The 17,051-nt window shown below is 66.6% G+C and carries 14 protein-coding genes; 11 read left to right on the forward strand and 3 right to left on the reverse strand.

What is annotated here, in order from left to right:
* The first annotated feature begins 214 nt into the window (after positions 1–214).
* From Cte04_RS17160 to Cte04_RS17200, 9 genes are all read left to right on the forward strand, one after another.
* Positions 215–1,318, forward strand: coding sequence for an ABC transporter substrate-binding protein (locus tag Cte04_RS17160; protein ID WP_370671036.1), 1,104 nt, complete (start codon positions 215–217; stop codon positions 1,316–1,318).
* Positions 1,319–1,344: 26 nt separating this feature from the next.
* The gene (locus tag Cte04_RS17165) at positions 1,345–3,135 is read left to right on the forward strand and encodes an acyl-CoA dehydrogenase (RefSeq protein ID WP_066481045.1); all 1,791 of its coding nucleotides are present in this window, start codon (positions 1,345–1,347) and stop codon (positions 3,133–3,135) included.
* Between the two features lie 205 nt (positions 3,136–3,340).
* The gene (locus Cte04_RS17170; protein WP_066481047.1) at positions 3,341–4,297 is read left to right on the forward strand and encodes an NAD(P)H-dependent flavin oxidoreductase; all 957 of its coding nucleotides are present in this window, start codon (positions 3,341–3,343) and stop codon (positions 4,295–4,297) included.
* Between the two features lie 195 nt (positions 4,298–4,492).
* A complete protein-coding gene (cydD, locus tag Cte04_RS17175; protein WP_083526715.1) occupies positions 4,493–6,211 on the forward strand; it encodes a thiol reductant ABC exporter subunit CydD in 1,719 nt (572 codons plus the stop codon).
* The gene (gene cydC / locus Cte04_RS17180) at positions 6,211–7,938 is read left to right on the forward strand and encodes a thiol reductant ABC exporter subunit CydC (protein WP_066481060.1); all 1,728 of its coding nucleotides are present in this window, start codon (positions 6,211–6,213) and stop codon (positions 7,936–7,938) included. Before cydD ends, cydC begins: the two co-directional genes overlap by 1 nt.
* Before the next feature lie 38 nt (positions 7,939–7,976).
* Positions 7,977–9,566 carry a cytochrome ubiquinol oxidase subunit I gene (locus tag Cte04_RS17185; protein ID WP_066481062.1) on the forward strand — a complete coding sequence of 530 codons (1,590 nt, stop codon included), beginning with the start codon at positions 7,977–7,979 and terminating at the stop codon, positions 9,564–9,566.
* A gap of 19 nt (positions 9,567–9,585) precedes the next feature.
* Positions 9,586–10,740: a cytochrome d ubiquinol oxidase subunit II gene (gene cydB / locus Cte04_RS17190; RefSeq protein WP_066481064.1), complete on the forward strand. Its 1,155-nt coding sequence runs from the start codon at positions 9,586–9,588 to the stop codon at positions 10,738–10,740.
* A gap of 20 nt (positions 10,741–10,760) precedes the next feature.
* Positions 10,761–10,901, forward strand: coding sequence for a cytochrome bd-I oxidase subunit CydX (gene cydX, locus Cte04_RS17195; RefSeq protein ID WP_066481067.1), 141 nt, complete (start codon positions 10,761–10,763; stop codon positions 10,899–10,901).
* A gap of 192 nt (positions 10,902–11,093) precedes the next feature.
* The gene (locus tag Cte04_RS17200) at positions 11,094–11,993 is read left to right on the forward strand and encodes a DUF3014 domain-containing protein (protein ID WP_169798061.1); all 900 of its coding nucleotides are present in this window, start codon (positions 11,094–11,096) and stop codon (positions 11,991–11,993) included.
* Positions 11,994–12,074: 81 nt separating this feature from the next.
* On the opposite strand, the gene Cte04_RS17205 is transcribed toward Cte04_RS17200, so the two are convergent.
* Positions 12,075–12,674 (reverse strand): GbsR/MarR family transcriptional regulator, encoded by a 600-nt coding sequence (locus Cte04_RS17205; RefSeq protein WP_066481327.1) that lies wholly within the window; start codon positions 12,672–12,674, stop codon positions 12,075–12,077.
* A 249-nt stretch (positions 12,675–12,923) separates the two neighbouring features.
* Between Cte04_RS17205 and Cte04_RS17210 the strand changes: the two genes are divergently transcribed.
* On the forward strand, positions 12,924–14,096 hold the full coding sequence (locus Cte04_RS17210) for an acyltransferase family protein (RefSeq protein WP_066481071.1): 1,173 nt from the start codon (positions 12,924–12,926) through the stop codon (positions 14,094–14,096).
* 80 nt (positions 14,097–14,176) lie between these two features.
* Here the strand turns inward: Cte04_RS17210 and rnk are convergent, their stop codons facing one another.
* Entirely contained in the window at positions 14,177–14,584 is a 408-nt protein-coding gene (gene rnk, locus Cte04_RS17215; protein ID WP_066481075.1) for a nucleoside diphosphate kinase regulator, read from the reverse strand.
* A gap of 421 nt (positions 14,585–15,005) precedes the next feature.
* Between rnk and Cte04_RS17220 the strand changes: the two genes are divergently transcribed.
* Entirely contained in the window at positions 15,006–16,109 is a 1,104-nt protein-coding gene (locus Cte04_RS17220; RefSeq protein WP_066481329.1) for a PA0069 family radical SAM protein, read from the forward strand.
* Here the strand turns inward: Cte04_RS17220 and Cte04_RS17225 are convergent.
* Positions 16,106–16,984 (reverse strand): LysR substrate-binding domain-containing protein, encoded by an 879-nt coding sequence (locus tag Cte04_RS17225; RefSeq protein WP_066481081.1) that lies wholly within the window; start codon positions 16,982–16,984, stop codon positions 16,106–16,108. The genes Cte04_RS17220 and Cte04_RS17225 overlap by 4 nt on opposite strands.
* Positions 16,985–17,051: the final 67 nt, after the last annotated feature.

The raw sequence follows: 17,051 nt of genomic DNA on the forward strand, positions 1-17,051 counted from the left end.
CCGGAGCTGGTCAAGGCCTTGTAATTTGGCGCATATCAAAAGAGGGGCTGTCAGCCCCTCTTTTTCCATACGGGCGCAGAGGCGGGTTGGACAGAACATGAACAATGAATCCGGAGCAGCAATGGCCTGATAGTGCCGGCTGACATTCGGGAGGGAATTCAAGATGAAGACGAAAAGCTTGCAGACCAAGGGTTGGCGCGTGGCGCGCATCGGCATGGCACTGGCATGGAGCGGTGCCGCCGTTCTCGCGCATGCCGCAGGATGGACCGTGGGGCAGGTCGGCCCCATGACCGGTGCCGAAGCCATTCAGGGGCGCGCCTATGCGCAGGGCATGCGACTGTATTTCGACCAGGTCAACAAGGCCGGTGGCGTGCAGGGCCAGCCCGTGGAACTGGTCGTGGAAGACGATGGCAGCCATCCCGATGAAACCGTGGCCAAGACCCGTCGCCTGCTGGCCGAGGCCAAGCCCGTGGTGCTCGCAGGCTATTTCGGCAACCGCAACCTGACGGCGCTGCTCGACAGCAAGCTGCTGGCGAATTCGCCGCTGGCCATCGTCGGCTACCAGAGCACGGACACGCGCGTGCTGTCGTCGCCCCAGATCTTCAGCACGCGTGCGGGCCTGTCCGAGCAGATGGCCAAGATCTCCACCCACCTGGCAACCGTCGGCATCACGCGCCTGGCGCTGGTCTATGAGGACCGGCCCGATGCCCAGGCGCTGACGGCGCTGGTGGAAAAGGCCATCACGCCCAGCGGCGCCAAGCTGGTGACCTCGGCCATGCTGCGCGGCAAGACCACGATCGACAAGACGGTGGAGCAGCTGCAGTCGTCCAAGACGCCGCCCCAGGCGGTGCTGGTGGTAGCCTCCAGCTCCGGGACGGCGGCCTTCGTGGAGGCCTATCGCATGGATGGCGGCACGGCCCAGATCTATGCGACCGCCGAGGCCGACATCGAGCAGCTGGCCAAGCGCCTGCCGGTGGAGTACATGAGCGGGCTGTCCATCGCCCAGGTCGTGCCCAGCCCTTACAAGGTGTCGGCGCGCCTGAACAAGGAGTTCCGCGACGCGGCGGCCGCGGCCGGCAAGTCGCTGGAGGTGCCGGTCAGCTTCGCCATGATGGAGGGCTATGTGAATGCCAAGGTCATCGTCGAGGCCATGCGCCGCAGCCAGCCCGTCTCGCCCGAGAAGGTGGCGGCGGCCCTGCACGGCATCGACGCCTACGACCTGGGCGGCTACTGGGTCGGCTATCGCCCGGGCTCCCAGATCGGTTCGAAGTATGTGGACCTGTCCATCGTCAATGCCTCAGGGCGTGTGACGCAGTGAATCTCGATTGATAGAAAGCGTTGAAAATGACTTATTCGGCTCCCGTCAAAGACATGCTGTTCAACATGGAGCATCTGGCCCGGATTGAACAGGTAGCGCAGATTCCCGGTTTCGAGGAGGCAGGCCTGGAAACCGCTCAGGCCGTTCTCGAGGAATGCGCCAAGCTGTGCGAAGGCGTGGTGGCGCCGCTGAACGTGCCCGGCGACGTGAACCCTTCGTCATTCAGGGACGGCAAGGTCGCCACCACGCCCGGCTTTGCCGAAGCCTTCAGGCAATATGCCGAAGGCGGCTGGCAGGGCCTGCAGCACCCGGTGGATTTCGGCGGCCAGGGCCTGCCCAAGACCATAGGCGCGGCCTGCGTGGAAATGCTCAACAGCGCCAACCTGAGCTTTGCACTGTGCCCGCTGCTGACCGACGGCGCGATCGAGGCGCTGCTCACGGCCGGCAGCGATGCGCTCAAGGCCACGTATCTGGAAAAGCTGATCTCGGGCCAGTGGACCGGCACCATGAATCTGACCGAGCCCCAGGCCGGCTCCGACCTGGCGCTGGTGCGCACCAAGGCCGAGCCGCAGGCGGACGGCACCTACAAGGTCTTCGGCACCAAGATCTTCATCACCTACGGCGAGCACGACATGGCCGAGAACATCGTGCACCTGGTGCTGGCGCGTGTGGCCGGGGCGCCGGAAGGCGTCAAGGGCATCAGCCTGTTCGTGGTGCCCAAGTTCCTGGTGAATGCGGACGGCTCGCTGGGCGAGCGCAACGACGTGCACTGCGTCTCCATCGAGCACAAGATGGGCATCAAGGCCTCGCCCACGGCCGTGCTGCAGTACGGCGACAACGGCGGCGCCACTGGCTATCTGGTCGGCGAGGAAAACCGCGGCCTCGAATACATGTTCATCATGATGAACGCCGCCCGCTATGCGGTGGGCATGCAGGGCATTGCGGTGGCCGAGCGCTCCTACCAGCATGCCGTGCAGTACGCCAGGGAGCGCGTGCAAAGCCGTCCCGTCGACGGATCGGTCAAGGCCAGCGCCACCATCATCCACCACCCCGATGTGCGCCGCATGCTCATGACCATGCGCGCCTATACCGAAGGCTGCCGCGCCATGGCCAGCGTGGCCGCAGCGGCCTACGACGCCGCCCACCACCATGCCGATGCGCAGGTGCGCGAGGCCAATGCGGCCTTCTATGAATTCATGGTGCCGCTGGTCAAGGGCTACAGCACCGAGATGAGCCTCGAAGTCACCAGTCTGGGCGTGCAGGTGCACGGCGGCATGGGATTCATCGAGGAAACCGGCGCGGCACAGTACTACCGCGACGCCAAGATCCTGACCATCTACGAAGGCACGACGGCCATCCAGGCCAACGACCTGGTGGGCCGAAAGACCGGCCGCGACGGCGGCCAGACAGCCAGGGCGATTGCCGCCCAGATCGAGAAGACCGAAGGCGAGCTGCACGCCGACGGCAGTGCGGCCGCCAAGGTAGTGGCCGTCCGCCTGGAGCAGGCCCGCAAGGCATTCCTCGATGTGGTGGATTTCGTGGTGGCCCAGTCCAGGAACGATCCGAATGCCGTGTATGCGGGCAGCGTTCCCTACCTGATGCTGGCCGGCAATCTGGTGGCGGGATGGCAGATGGGCCGCGCCCTGCTGGCGGCGCAACAGCTGTTGCGCAAGGGACAGGACGAAGCCTTCATGCGCGCCAAGATGGTGACGGCCCAGTTCTATGCCGAGCACATTCTGACCCAGGCCCAGGGCCTGCGCGACGCCATCGTCGATGGGGGCGCCAGCGTCATGGCCTTGCCCATGGACGCGTTCTGAGCACCCTCTGAACCGCTTCGCGCCTTCCCCTTGGAGGGGGCGGCCCTTGCGGGCCGTCTCCAGACTGGGTGCGGGACGGTTCCATGGCTATGCCCGCAGCCCGCGAGAGCTGAACTCGGAATTGCTTCCTAAATGAGAGCTAATGACGCTTGGCAGGCAAGCGTCGCAGCCCTTTTTTGATAAGAATCTGTTACGGAGACTCTGCATGTCCAAACTTCCCACTGCCCTGCAAAAGCTGGCTTTGCCGGTCATCGGTTCGCCGCTGTTCATCATCAGCAACCCCAAGCTGGTGATCGAACAGTGCAAGGCCGGCATTGTCGGCTCCATGCCGGCGCTCAACGCACGTCCGGCCGCGCAACTCGAGGACTGGCTGGCCGAGATCACCGAGACCCTGGCCGCCTGGGACAAGGCCCATCCCGAGCAGCCCTCGGCGCCGTTCGCCATCAACCAGATCGTGCACAAGAGCAACGACCGGCTGGAACACGACATGCAGGTCTGCGCCCAATACAAGGTGCCCATCGTCATCACTTCGCTGGGGGCGCGCGAGGACGTGAACCAGGCTGTGCACAGCTGGGGCGGCGTGGTGCTGCACGACATCATCAACAACAAGTTCGCGCACAAGGCCGTCGAGAAAGGTGCCGATGGCCTGATCGCCGTGGCGGCCGGTGCGGGCGGCCATGCAGGCGTGAAGAGCCCGTTCGCGCTGATCCAGGAAATCCGCCAGTGGTTCGACGGTCCGCTGGCCCTGTCGGGCTCCATCGCCTCGGGGGGCGCCATCCTGGCGGCCCAGGCCATGGGTGCCGATTTCGCCTATATCGGCTCGGCCTTCATCGCCACCCATGAGGCGCGCGCCGTCGACGGCTACAAGCAAGCCATCGTGGATAGCACGTCCGACGACATCGTCTACAGCAATCTGTTCACCGGGGTGCACGGCAACTACCTTGCGCCTTCGATCCGCGCTGCGGGCCTGGACCCGGAGAACCTGCCGGTGTCCGATCCCAGCAAGATGAACTTCGGAGGCGATGCCAAGAAGGCCTGGAAGGACATCTGGGGCTGCGGCCAGGGCATTGGCGCGATCAACGAGGTCACTGCGACGGCCGACCTGGTGGATCGCCTCAAGCGCGAGTACCGGCAGGCCCGCGAGCGGCTGCAGCTGGGCTGAGCCCGCTTTTCCTTCCGACAGACGGCGCCCTCGGGCGCCGTTTTCATTTTTCGCATCATTTGTCAGCAAATGTGCGTTGTTTGATGGAGATCAAGCGTGCCTGAATCCTACAGGCGGTTTGGGGACGGCCTGCCATGATGAGGATCAAAATGGAGTAGTATTTCTTTGTTTTCAGTAAATACTGAAAATTAAAAAATGAAAGAGCTATCTCAATTCGCAACCGCTGGACTTCACGCACGAGGCCTGCGAGCCGGTGCTGCATTGCAGCTCGCCGCCGCATTGCTCTGGCTGCCCCAGGCCGCGCTGCTGGCCTGGGCCGTGCAGCAGATGGCGAATGGCCGGCCCGTGCGCCATCTGGCAACGGCAGCGACCGGCGTGCTGGTTCTGGGCGTGCTGCGCGCCTGGTGTGAAGGGCAGGGCGTGCTGCGGGCCCAGCGCGCCGCGCGTGCCACGCTGAGCCGGTTGCGCGCCCAGGTGTTGCAGGCGCTGGCCCAGGCCTCGCCGCTGGACAAGGCGCGTCCCCCCTCGGGACAGGCCGCCAGCGCGGTGGCCGAACAGGCCGAGGCCGTGGTGCCCTGGCTGGCGCGCTACCAGAGCGCCATGTGGCGCGTGCGCATCGTGCCGCTGGCCCTTGTGGCGGCCGTTGCCAGCCAGAGCTGGATTGCCGCACTGATTCTGATGCTGGCGGCACCGTTGATTCCCCTGTTCATGGCCATCGTGGGCTGGCGTGCCCGCGCCGCCAGCGAGGAACAGCTGGTGGAGATGGGCGGCATGAACGCCTTCTTGCTGGACCGCCTGCGGGGCCTGAGCACCTTGCGGGCGCTGGGGGCAGTGGATGCCTCGGCCCTGCGGCTGCGCAGCCATGCCGAGTCGCTGCGCCGGCGCACCATGCGCGTGCTGCGCATCGCCTTTCTGTCCTCGGCCGTGCTGGAGCTGTTTTCCGCGCTGGGCGTGGCCATGGTGGCGGTCTATGTGGGTTTCCATCTGCTGGGCATGCTGCCGTTCGGTGCCTGGGGCCATACGCTGACGCTGGGGCAGGCGCTGTTCGTGCTGCTGCTGGCGCCCGCCTTCTTCGAGCCGCTGCGCGACCTCTCGGCGGTCTGGCATGACCGCGCCGCAGGCGAGGCCGCACTCAAGACCCTGAACATGCTGTGCCGGCAGGCCACGCCGCTGGTCGGCAGCTTCAAGGCACTCCCTGAAGACGGGCATGGGGCGCATGCCGGCCCGGTGTCGGTAGAGGCTTTCGACCTTTGCGTCCAGGCCCCGGGCAGCGTGTCGCGGCTGGCGCCTTTGAACCTGCGCATCGAGGCGGGCGAGCATGTGGCGCTGTGGAGTCCCAGCGGCAGCGGCAAATCGCTGCTGCTTGCGCAACTGGCAGGCCTGCTGCCTGTGCAGCAGGGCCGGGTGGAGATCGATGGCCGGCCGCTGAATGCCGAGAATGCGCCCGCGCTGCGCGCTCGCATGGCCTGGATGGGCCAGCAGCCCCATGTGTTCGCCGGATCGGTGCAACGCAATGTGGCGCTGGGCCGCGCACAGGTGAGCGCAGCAGACGTGCAGGCCGCTGGCGAGCAGGCGGCGCTGGGCGCCGTGCTGCAGGCCCGTGTGGGCATGAGCCTGGGCGAGGGCGGCAGCGGATTGTCGGGCGGGGAAGTAGTGCGCCTGGCGCTGGCGCGCCTGGCAGTGAACCGGCAGGCCGGGCTGCTGCTGGTCGACGAGCCGACGGCGCACCTGGATCCGGACACCGCAGCACAGGTCGCCGAAGCCCTGCTGCGCATCGCCGGGGATCGTACGCTGATCGTGGCCACCCATGATGCGCAACTGGCGCGGCGCATGGGCCGCATCATCGATTTGCCGCTGCAGGGCGATGCCGGGCCTACCGGGGCCTTGCCAGTGCAGCAGGAAAGGACTGCGTGATGCGTGAAGGCCTGGATCGCCATCCGCGCTCCGGCAAGGGGGCATGGACCCTGCTGCGCGCGCTCGATGCCATGGCGGGGCGCAGGCTCTGGCTGGGAGGAGCGTTGCTGGCGGCGCTGACCGTGCTCATGGGCATGGCCTTGCTGGGCCTGTCCGGCTGGTTCATCACGGCCACGGCGCTGGCCGGGCTGGTGCCGGCCACGGCCCTGGTATTCGATGTATTCATGCCCTCGGCAGGCATCCGCCTGCTCGCCGTGGGCCGGACCGGCGCACGCTATGCGGAGCGCCTGGTCACGCACGATGCCACGCTGGCCGTGCTGGCCGCGCTGCGCGAAAAGCTGTTTCGCCACTGGTCCCGGCCCCAGGCGGCGCGCCTGCTGATGCTGCGTCCCGCGCGCCTGCTGCAGCGGCTGACCAGCGATGTGGATGCGCTGGACAGCCTGTATCTGCGCCTGCTGGTGCCCGGCATGGCGGCGCTTGGCGCCGCGCTATTGGCCGGGCTGTCGTTCGGCCTGATGCGCTGGTGGCTGGGACTGCTGGCATTGGCATGGCTGCTGCTGGCGGGCTGGGGCATTGCGCTGTGGCACGGGCTGCGCACCCGCCAGGCGGCCGTGCGCCGCGCCATGGCGTTGGAGGCGCTGCGGCTGCAGAGCGTCGACCTTGCTGCCGGGCAGGCGGAACTCCTGATGGCGGGGCAGCTGCCGGCCCAGGTGGCTGCCGTACTGGCCTGCGATGCGCGCGCTGCGGCGGCCGACGACCGCCTCTATCGTGCCGAAGCCCGCGCCGCGCAGGCCTATGGCGTGGCCGGCGCGCTGACCCTGAGCGCCGCGCTGCTGGCCATGGGCAGTCTGGTGGAGCGCGGACAGATCGGCGTGGCCGTGGCCGCGCTGGGCATTTTGCTGGCGCTTTCGGCCATGGAGCCGTTTGCCGCGCTGCGCCGCGGTGCAGCGGAGGCCGGCCGCACCTGGCTGGCGGTGCGCCGCATCGGCAAGGCGGCAGTGGAGGAGGGGCCGCCGCAGGCCGGGCGCCAGCCGACGCCCGGGGCCGGGCTGGCAGTGCAGCTCGACAGCGCATCCGCGGCCCATCCGGGACAGATGGCGGCTCTGGGGCCGCTGGATCTGCATATCCGCGAAGGCGAGCGTGTGGCACTGATAGGCCGCAGCGGTGCAGGCAAGAGCAGCCTGCTGTCGCTGATCGCGGGCGAGTTGCCTCTGGTGTCGGGACGCGCCGCAGCCGGCTTCTGCTGCTGGATGACGCAGCGCACCGAGCTGTTCCAGGACAGCCTGCGCGGCAACCTGCGCCTAGCCGCGCCCGAGGCGGGCGACGACGTACTGTGGCAGGCGCTGGAGGCAGCCGGACTGGCGCAGGATGTCCGTGCCATGCCGCACGAGCTCGATACGGTGCTGGGCGAAGGGGGGCTGGGACTGTCGGGCGGGCAGGCAAGGCGGCTGGCGCTGGCGCGGCTGCTGCTGCATCCGGCCCGTTGCTGGCTGCTGGACGAGCCCACAGAAGGGCTGGATGCGGCCACGGCCGGCGATGTGCTGCAGCGGCTGGCCGTGGCGGCCCGGGGGCGCACCCTGGTGCTGGCTTCCCACTGGCAGCGCGAGGCGCGGCTGGCGGACCGGTTGCTGTGGCTCGAAAACGGGCGCATCTGCGGCCAGGCGCTGCGCGGTACGCCGCAGTTCGATGAAGCCATCGGGCGGCTGAGGCCCGATGCCGGGAATTGAAGATCAATGTTTGAAAGTCCAAGAGAAAGGAATTCGTCATGGACCTCGATATCGTCGATTTGTCGCGGCTGCAGTTCGCGATAACGGCGCTCTACCACTTCCTGTTCGTGCCGCTGACGCTGGGCCTGTCCATACTCGTCGCCATCATGGAGACGGTGTACGTGATGACGGGCCGGGCGATCTGGCGCGACATGACCAAGTTCTGGGGCGTGCTGTTCGGCATCAACTTCGCCATGGGCGTGGCCACGGGCGTGGTGATGGAGTTCCAGTTCGGCATGAACTGGAGCTACTACAGCCACTATGTGGGCGACATCTTCGGTGCGCCGCTGGCCATCGAAGGACTGATGGCCTTCTTCCTGGAAGCGACCTTCGTGGGCCTGTTCTTCTTCGGCTGGGACCGGCTGAGCAAGGTCAAGCACCTGGTCGTGACCTGCCTTATGGCCATCGGCACCAATTTCTCGGCGCTGTGGATTCTGGTGGCCAATGGCTGGATGCAGAACCCCGTGGGCGCTGCGTTCAATCCGCAGACCATGCGCATGGAGGTGACCGATTTCTTTGCCGTCATCACCAATCCCGTGGCCCAGGCCAAGTTCGTGCACACGGTGTCGGCCGGCTATGTGATGGCTTCGCTGTTCGTGCTCGGCGTCTCGGCCTGGTATGTGCTCAAGGGGCGCCATCTGCACCTGGCCAAGCGCTCGATGACCGTGGCCGCCTCCTTTGGCCTGGCCGCCTCGCTGTCGGTGGTGGTGCTGGGCGACGAGAGCGGCTATCTGTCTTCGGAGCACCAGAAGATGAAGCTCGCGTCGATCGAAGCTATGTGGAACACCGAAAAGGCTCCGGCCTCGTTCACGGCCTTCGGCTTTCCCGACCGCCAGGCGCGCGAGACGCACTTTGCCGTGCATATTCCCTGGGTCATGGGCCTGATCGGCACGCGCTCGCTGACGACCGAGATTCCCGGCATCAACCAGCTGGTGCAGAACGCCGAGGGCTACATCCGCAGCGGCATCGATGCCTATGACGCGCTGCAGAGCATACGTGCCGCCAAATCGGAAGCCCAGATTCCCGCCGAGGCGCGCCAGCGCTTCGAGGACAAGGGCGCGAACCTGGGCTATGCACTGCTGCTGATGCGCTACGTGGACGATCCGCGCAAGGCCACCGATGCGCAGATCCGCCAGGCCGCCATGGACACCGTGCCTCCTGTGGGGCCGCTGTTCTGGACCTTCCGCATCATGGTGGGGCTGGGCATGTTCTTCATCGTGCTGACGGCCACCTTCTTCTGGCTGTCCGTGCGCCACCGGCTGGACGCCTATCCGTGGCTTCTCAAGCTGGCCGTGCTGTCCATCCCCTTGCCCTGGATTGCCGCCGAATGCGGCTGGATCGTGGCCGAACTGGGCCGCCAACCATGGATCATCGAAGGCGTGCTGCCCACGGCCATGGCCGTATCGAACCTGGGCGCGACCACGCTGCTGCTGACCATCATCGGCTTTGTGCTGATCTACACCGTGCTGCTGCTGATCGAGATGAAGCTCATGCTGCGCGCCATCCGCAAGGGGCCCGAGCACGAGAGCGAGCCTCACCTGAGCTTTTACGAACCCATGATCGAAAAGCTGGCCGGCGCCCGCGGCTGACGGACAAGGAGTACGAAAAATGATCCTGCATGAATTGATTGCATATGACGTGCTGCGCGTCATCTGGTGGCTGCTGCTGGGCGTGCTGCTCGTGGGCTTTGCCGTGACCGACGGTTTCGACCTGGGCTCCATGGGCCTGCTGCGCGCCACGGCCCGCACCGATGTGGAGCGCCGCGTGGTCATCAACTCCGTGGGCCCGGTCTGGGAAGGCAACCAGGTCTGGCTGATCCTGGGCGGCGGCGCCATCTTCGCGGCCTGGCCCCAGCTGTACGCGGTGTCGTTCTCGGGCTTTTACCTGGCCATGTTCGCCGTGCTGGTGCCGCTGATCCTGCGTCCCGTGGCCTTCAAGTTCCGCAGCAAGCGCGAGGATGCGGCATGGCGCAACCGCTGGGACTGGGTGCTGTGCATCACGGGCCTGGCACCCGCGCTGCTGTTCGGCGTGGCCGTGGGCAATGTGATCCTGGGCGTGCCCTTCCGCCTGGGCGAGGACATGCGCATCTACTACGAGGGCTCGTTCTTCGGCCTGCTGACGCCGTTCGCGCTGCTGTGCGGGCTGGTGTCGCTGTCCATGCTGCTCATGCACGGCGCGGCCTGGCTGGTATTCAAGACGGAAGGCGAAGTCTCGGCCCGCGCCGCGCGCTATGGCTGCATTGCCGCCGTGGCAACCACGCTGCTGTTCGCCGTGGCCGGCATCTGGCTGGCCACCGGCATCAACGGCTATGCCATCACCAGCGAGATCCAACCGGCCGGCCCATCCAACCCGCTGAACAAGACCGCCGTGGTGGCCGCCGGCGCCTGGATGGCCAACTTCAAGGCCCAGCCGCTGCTGTGGCTGGTGCCGGGCCTGGGCCTGGTCATGCCGCTGATCGTGGCCCTGGGCCTGCGCGGGCGCCGCGAGTGGCTGGCGCTGCTGGGTAGCGGCCTGGCCGTGGCCGGCATCATCCTCACCGTGGGCGCGGCCATGTTCCCCATGATCCTGCCCTCGACCATCGATCCGCGCTTCAGCCTGACGGTCTGGGATTCGTCCTCCAGCCATGTGACGCTGTTCATCATGCTGGTGTGCGTGCTGATCTTCCTGCCGCTGATCCTGGCCTACACCAGCTGGGTGTACTCGGTGCTGCGCGGCAAGGTGGATCCGGTGGCCATTGCCACGGGCCAGGGACATTCGTATTGATTCGGGGAAAGGAGAAAACTATGTGGTACTTCGCCTGGCTGCTGGGCCTGCCGCTGGCCGCGGCATTTGCGGTGCTCAACGCGATGTGGTTCGAACTGATGGATGACGAGGCAACGCGCCGCCGCATCCTGCAGCGCACCGGTTCGGGGCCCGACGCCTGACCGGATTCCGGCTCCCATGTGAAAGCCCGGCCTGCCTGTGCAGGCCGGGCTTTTTGCCGGCTGCAGTTGCATTGCGTTGCAACAAAGAAACCGTGCGCGCCGGAGATGGCCGCTCCCGCATGGCAAATGCCTTTAAGGTAGGCGGCGTCTGCTGTTTCTGGAGGAAAACCGATGGAAGAGGAAAACGGGTCCATGGAACCCATTTCCCGTCAATATCAGCGCGAGCGCAGACGCGGGGGCAAGGGCAGGGCGGCCGTGCTGGTGCTGCTCGTGGCCGTGGCGGGTTATGGCGCATGGCGCTACGTGTATCGTGCCCAGGCGCCGGCACCTGCGGCTGTGCCTTCGGCCGAGCCGGCATCTCCCGCAGTGACGCCGCCCCAACCGACCGACAAGGCGGCGCCGGCGCAGCCCGGCGAAGAGCACCATCCTCTGCAGCCCGAGGCCGACAGCAAGGGCAATCCTCCGCTGGCTCCCGGTGCCGATGCGGCGCTGGAGGATGCGGTGACGCAGTGGCTGGGCAAGGAGCGCAGCCTGCGCTTCGTGGCGACGGACGGGCTTTCGCGCCGCATCGTTGCCACCATCGACAACCTGCCGCGCAGCCAGGCCGCTTCGCGCCTGTGGCCGCTGTTCCCGGTGGGCGGGCGCCTGGCCGTGCAGGAGACCGGCGCCGGCCTGCAGATCTCGCCGGACAATGCCGCGCGCTACGACGCCGTGGTCGGCTTTGTCAGCGGCATCGATCCGGTGCAGGCTGCAGCACTATACAAGCGCATCTACCCGGTGCTGCAGCACAGCTACGAAGAACTCGGCTATCCGGGCAGGCAGTTCAACGACCGGCTGGTCGCCGTGATCGACCATCTGCTGCAGACGCCGGAACCGGACCGGCCGCTGGCCCTGAAACTGGTGCAGGTGCAGGGCCAGGTGGCGCCACAGCAGCCCTGGCTGCGCTACGAATTCGCCGACCCCCAGCTGCAGTCGCTGTCGGCGGGGCAGAAGATTCTGCTGCGCATGGGGCGCGAGCATGCGCATCGCGTCAAGGCCGTGCTGCAGGCCGTACGCGCGCAGATCGCCGCGCCAGGGCAGCCTTCGAGCTGAGGGGAAAAGTGCGCGGCGCACAAAAAAGGCTTGCATCTGCAAGCCTTCTGGCGGGGCGCGGCGGAAAAGGGGCGGGATGGCTCAGGAGGCCGCGGGCTCTCGCGGTTCCCTGCTGCGCGAGGCGCCCGTGATCTTGTCCTTGAGATCGAGCAGCCGCGTGACGGCCGTGCCCATGCCCATGAGCTGCATGGCGGTCTCGGGCGAGAGGCGCTGCACGTCGTCGAACCAGCTCATCAGCCGGTCGATGAGTTCGTGCATCTCGCGCATGCGCTGCTGGGCATAGCGGTCCTCGTCGGTGGTCGCTTCTTCGAGCATGGCCGCGCGCAGCATGGATTGCGTGGGCTCGATTTCGCGGCGGCGGCGCTCCTCGGCCAGCCGCTTGAAGATCTCCCAGACTTCCTGCGGTGCCTGGAAGTATTCACGCCGGTCGCCGGGCTGATGGCGCAGCTGCACCAGCCGCCATGCCTGCAATTCCTTGAGGCCCATGCTCACATTGGAGCGCGAGAACTCCAGCGTCTCGGCAATCTGATCGGCATTGAGCGGCTCTGGCGACAGGAACAGCAGCGCGTAGATCTGCCCTACGGTGCGGTTGATGCCCCAGCGGCTGCCCATTTCCCCGAAATGTGAAACAAACTGCCGGCTCAGCTCCGAAAGTGGTTTGGCTTGCGTCATGGCCTCCATTGTGCCTTTGCCCGGCGGCGCGGCCGGATGCGCCACGTCAAGCGCAGGCTTGCCGGCCAGGGGTGGATCGCTGTTGCAATGAAATCACCGGCTGCCGGTTTGATTTACAAAAAGTTTAATGCTCGTCAGCAAATTGTTGGCAATAGGCGCAAAATCGCGTCCTTGCTGCATTTTTACCGCCGGGCATGACATGCATCCTGGGTCCGGCCTTGCCGCTGGAGCTGTTGCAGGCGCCGCGGCCACGATTACATGGCAAACAGTTCAACCTCCTCCGCGTCCCGCAGTGCGCTGATCGACTGCACCAAGGGCCTGGCCTGCGCGGCCATCGTCTGGCACCACCTGGCTTTCTACGGCCCTATGTCCGATGTGGCCCACCCCGCCATGCCCGAAGTGCTGGACTGGCTCTATGAATATGCGCGCATGGCCGTGCAGGTCTTCCTGGTGCTGGGCGGCTATCTGGCCGCCGCCAGCTTGGCACCCATGGGGTCGGCCAAGTTCGATGCGCCTTTTCCCAAGATCGGCAAGCGCTTTGTGCGCTTGGTCGTGCCCTATGCGGTGGCCCTGGTGGTGACCATCATCGTTTCCGCCGCCATCCGTCCCTGGTTCGACCACGAATCGGTCTCGGCCGATCCCGGCCTGTGGCAGCTGCTGGCCCATGCACTGCTGCTGCAGAACATCGTAGGCGAGGAATCGCTGTCGGCCGGCGTCTGGTATGTGTCCATCGATTTCCAGCTGTTTGCGCTGAGCACCTTGCTGCTGGCCGGCGTGCGCTGGGCCGGCAGGGCCGCATCCCGGCGCTGGGGCCGGCAGGCCGTTGCCGCCTGGTGGCCCTGGGCGCTGACGGGCGCGCAGGCCCTGGTGGTGCTGGGCGTGGCCGCATCGCTGTACGGCTTCAATCGCGATGCCGACTGGGACGTCTGGGCCGTGTACTTCTTCGGTGCCTACGGCCTGGGCATGATGGCCTTCTGGGCCGTGCAGGCCGACAGGCGTTCCACGGCCTGGAGCTGGGCCATGCTGATCGCGGCCCTGGTGATCTCGGCGCTGGTGCTGGAGTGGCGCGATCGCATTGCGCTGGCCGGCGCCACGGCGCTGCTGCTCATCGTCGCCATGCGCACCCCGGCGCTCGCCCGGTGGCCGGGGCTGGCGCTGCTGCGCCGCCTGGGCCAGATTTCCTATTCGGTGTTCCTGATCCATTTTTCGGTCTGCCTGCTGGTCAATGCCGTGGAAAGCCATTTCTGGCCGACCTCGATTCCCGCTGCGCTGGTCGGCATGGTGTCGGCATTCGTGCTGTCGATTGCGGCCGGCTACCTGCTCTACCAGAAGATCGAGCGCCATGTGCCGTCCTGGCACGAGGCGCTGCGCTGGCAGGCCGGCCTGATCGGCGCGGGCCTGCTGACGGCCGTGGTGGCAGGCTTGCGCTGAAGGCGCAGGCTTGTTGCCTGATGCACAAAAAAAGCAGCTTTCAAAGCTGCTTTTTTTGTTGAGAGGCGGGGTGCAGGCCTTCAGCGGTGCAGCTCGCCGGCGCTCTCGGGCTGGAAGTCGATGCCGTCCACGCGCACCGTGACCTGGCCCGTGGGGCTGGGCATCTGGAACTGGTCGCCCACCGACAGGCCCAGCAGCGCAATGCCCACCGGTGCGAACACGGACACCTTGTCGGGACTGCCGTCCATGTCCTTGGGGTAGACCAGGGTCAGCGTGTTGGTCTTGCCGGACTCCAGCAGCGTGAAGCGCACGGTGGAGTTCATGGTCACCAGATTGGCCGGAATTTCCGCCGGTTCCAGCACGTCGGCGCGGTCCAGCTCGGCCTCCAGCGCGGCGCGGCCCGGAAAACTGCCGGCCTGCTTTTCCAGCAGGGCTTCGATGCGCTCCAGATCCAAGGACGACAAAGTGATGTGGGGCTTGCGCTCCATGATGTGACTCCCTTGCAAGGTGGTGTGATCCTGCGGGCGCGGAGAAAACAGCTTGCGCCAACGGAAAAAAGCCCGGGCAACGGGGTTGTCCGGGCCAAGGCATTTGAAAAGCACCAAGTTGGTGCATTGCAGCCATTGTGTGGGCAGCGGCCATGAAAGCCAAGGCTTCTCGCACGGCGCCAGTGCGGATTGCTTGCCATTTTGGCGGTTTTGCTCTAGTTAAGTGAGCTGGCTTCGCTTGACCGGTGGGCGCTGGCGTGGAATTCGGTACGTGGCCGCAAAAATGTTTGCCATGGTTGGCGCGGCAGTGTTTGCAGATTCAACTGTATTTATATACAGTTGAATCATGCAAAGCCCATATTCATCCGCTCGCCCAGGGCGCCATGCCGAGTGCTTGCCGGACGAAGGGCAGGGCGAGCCCGTGCGTCTGCTCCAGCCCTTGCAGGCGCTCAAGGGCAGGGGCTCGGCCAGTTTCATCGCGCACCGTTTTGCCCGGGATGCCCGGGAGGCCTTCGACGACGGCTGGGAGGAGGCAGGCAGCGAAGAGGCGCTGGCAGCGCTGCAGACCACGCTGGAATGGGAGCAGGCCCGCTCGGCGCTGAGCCGCCATGATTCGCCCGATCTCCCCTTCCATTTCGGGCTCAATCCCTACAGGGGGTGCGAGCACGGCTGCATCTACTGCTACGCCCGGCCCACGCACAGCTACCTGGGCTATTCGCCGGGCCTGGATTTCGAGACCCGGCTGATCGCCAAGGAAAACCTGCCCCAGCTGCTGCGCACGGAACTCTCGCGCCCCAGCCATGTGGCGGCACCCGTCATGCTGGGCTCGGTCACCGACTGCTACCAGCCCATAGAGCGCGAGGTCGGGCTCACGCGCCGGCTGATCGAGGTGCTGGCCGAGGCGCGGCATCCGTTTTCCATCGTCACCAAGGGCAGCGGCGTCGAGCGCGACCTGGACCTGCTGGCGCCGCTGGCCAGGCAAGGGCTGGTGGCCGTGTATGTCACCATCACCACCTTGCAGCCCGAGCTGGCGCGCCGGCTGGAGCCGCGCGCGGCCGCGCCCCATCGGCGATTGCGCACCGTGCGAACGCTGGCCCAGGCCGGTATTCCCGTAGGCGTGAGTCTGGCGCCGCAGATCCCGTTCCTCAACGACGATATGGAACAGGTGCTGGCTGCCGCTGCCGAGGCCGGCGCGCGCCAGGCGTTCTACACCGTGCTGCGCCTGCCCTGGGAAGTGGCGCCGCTGTTCGAGCAGTGGCTGCAGCTGCACTATCCCGACCGCGCCGCACGCGTGATGGAGCGCGTACGCGATCTGCACGGCATGGACGCGCAGGACAGGGCGCAGGGCAGAAGCTACCAGAGCCGCTTCGGCCAGCGCATGAAAGGCACGGGCCTCTGGTCCGACATGCTGGCCCAGCGCTTTGCCCTGGCCTGCCGCCGGCTGGGCCTGAACCGGGAGCGCGTGCAGCTGGACTGCAGCCAGTACCATCCGTCGCTGCTGCAGGCCCAGCGCAGCCTGTTCTAGATCCTCGGATCGCCGACACGCTCCTGCAAGGCGTCCATGAACGAGCGAACCAGCAGGCTGTCGCCGCGCTCGCGCATGCAATACACATAGGTGGTGGTGCTGGCCGGATCGCCCGCGATGCGCACGGGGCGAAAGCGCGGGTCGGGCACGAACTCGGCCTCGCAGACCACGCCCAGGCCCAGGCCGCGTGCCACGGCCTCGCGTATCGCCTCGCGGCTGCCGATTTCCAGCGTGGTCACGGGCTGAACGTGGGCGGCCGCGAGCACGGCCTCCAGAGCCGAACGCGTGGTGGATCCCTGTTCGCGCAGGATCAGCGGCTGGCCATGCAGCTCCTGCAGCGCCACGCTGGCACGGCGCGCGAACGGGTGGTCCACATGAGCGAACAGGATGATGGGATGGCAGGCATACTCGCGCGCCAGCAGCCCGGGCTTGTCGTGCAGGCCGGCCAGCACGGCGACATCGGTGCTGTAGTTCTCCAGGTCCTGCAGCACCTGCTGGGAATTGCCCATGCGGATCGACAGCTTCATGCCCGGATGGCGGGCACGGTAGGCGGCAACCATCTCGATCACATGGAACGGCCCCACGGCGCCGATCTGCAGCTCGCCCTGGTTGAGCTCGCCCGCGTCACGCAGGAAGAAGGCGGCTTCCGATTCGAGGGATAGCAGCTTCTGCGCAAGCGGCAGCAGCCGGGTGCCCGCCTGGGTCAGCGACATGCGGTAGCCGCGGCGGTGGAACAGCTCCACGCGGCTTTGCTGCTCCAGCGCCGCGATCTGCGTGGAAACCGTGGGCTGGCTCAGGCCCAGTGCCCGCGCCCCTGCGCTCAGGCTGCCGTGGTGGGCCACGGCGACGAAGGCCCGGTAGCGGGAAGTGCTCATGCGGAAAAAAGACGGGAGGCCGCTGGCGGAATCTCAAGCCATTGACTATGGAAGCTGACGCAATCCA

It is taken from the genome of Comamonas terrae, from assembly GCF_001544075.1.
GTDB lineage: Bacteria > Pseudomonadota > Gammaproteobacteria > Burkholderiales > Burkholderiaceae_C > Comamonas > Comamonas terrae.

What these genes read in the sequence shown, in the direction of transcription:
- Cte04_RS17160 (WP_370671036.1), top strand. Translation starts at nt 215, where the DNA reads ATGGCACTGGCATGGAGCGGTGCCGCCGTTCTCGCGCATGCCGCAGGA.
- Cte04_RS17165 (WP_066481045.1), top strand. Translation starts at nt 1,345, where the DNA reads ATGACTTATTCGGCTCCCGTCAAAGACATGCTGTTCAACATGGAGCAT.
- Cte04_RS17170 (WP_066481047.1), top strand. Translation starts at nt 3,341, where the DNA reads ATGTCCAAACTTCCCACTGCCCTGCAAAAGCTGGCTTTGCCGGTCATC.
- cydD (WP_083526715.1), top strand. Translation starts at nt 4,493, where the DNA reads ATGAAAGAGCTATCTCAATTCGCAACCGCTGGACTTCACGCACGAGGC.
- cydC (WP_066481060.1), top strand. Translation starts at nt 6,211, where the DNA reads ATGCGTGAAGGCCTGGATCGCCATCCGCGCTCCGGCAAGGGGGCATGG.
- Cte04_RS17185 (WP_066481062.1), top strand. Translation starts at nt 7,977, where the DNA reads ATGGACCTCGATATCGTCGATTTGTCGCGGCTGCAGTTCGCGATAACG.
- cydB (WP_066481064.1), top strand. Translation starts at nt 9,586, where the DNA reads ATGATCCTGCATGAATTGATTGCATATGACGTGCTGCGCGTCATCTGG.
- cydX (WP_066481067.1), top strand. Translation starts at nt 10,761, where the DNA reads ATGTGGTACTTCGCCTGGCTGCTGGGCCTGCCGCTGGCCGCGGCATTT.
- Cte04_RS17200 (WP_169798061.1), top strand. Translation starts at nt 11,094, where the DNA reads ATGGAACCCATTTCCCGTCAATATCAGCGCGAGCGCAGACGCGGGGGC.
- Cte04_RS17205 (WP_066481327.1), bottom strand. Translation starts at nt 12,674, where the DNA reads ATGGAGGCCATGACGCAAGCCAAACCACTTTCGGAGCTGAGCCGGCAG.
- Cte04_RS17210 (WP_066481071.1), top strand. Translation starts at nt 12,924, where the DNA reads ATGGCAAACAGTTCAACCTCCTCCGCGTCCCGCAGTGCGCTGATCGAC.
- rnk (WP_066481075.1), bottom strand. Translation starts at nt 14,584, where the DNA reads ATGGAGCGCAAGCCCCACATCACTTTGTCGTCCTTGGATCTGGAGCGC.
- Cte04_RS17225 (WP_066481081.1), bottom strand. Translation starts at nt 16,984, where the DNA reads ATGAGCACTTCCCGCTACCGGGCCTTCGTCGCCGTGGCCCACCACGGC.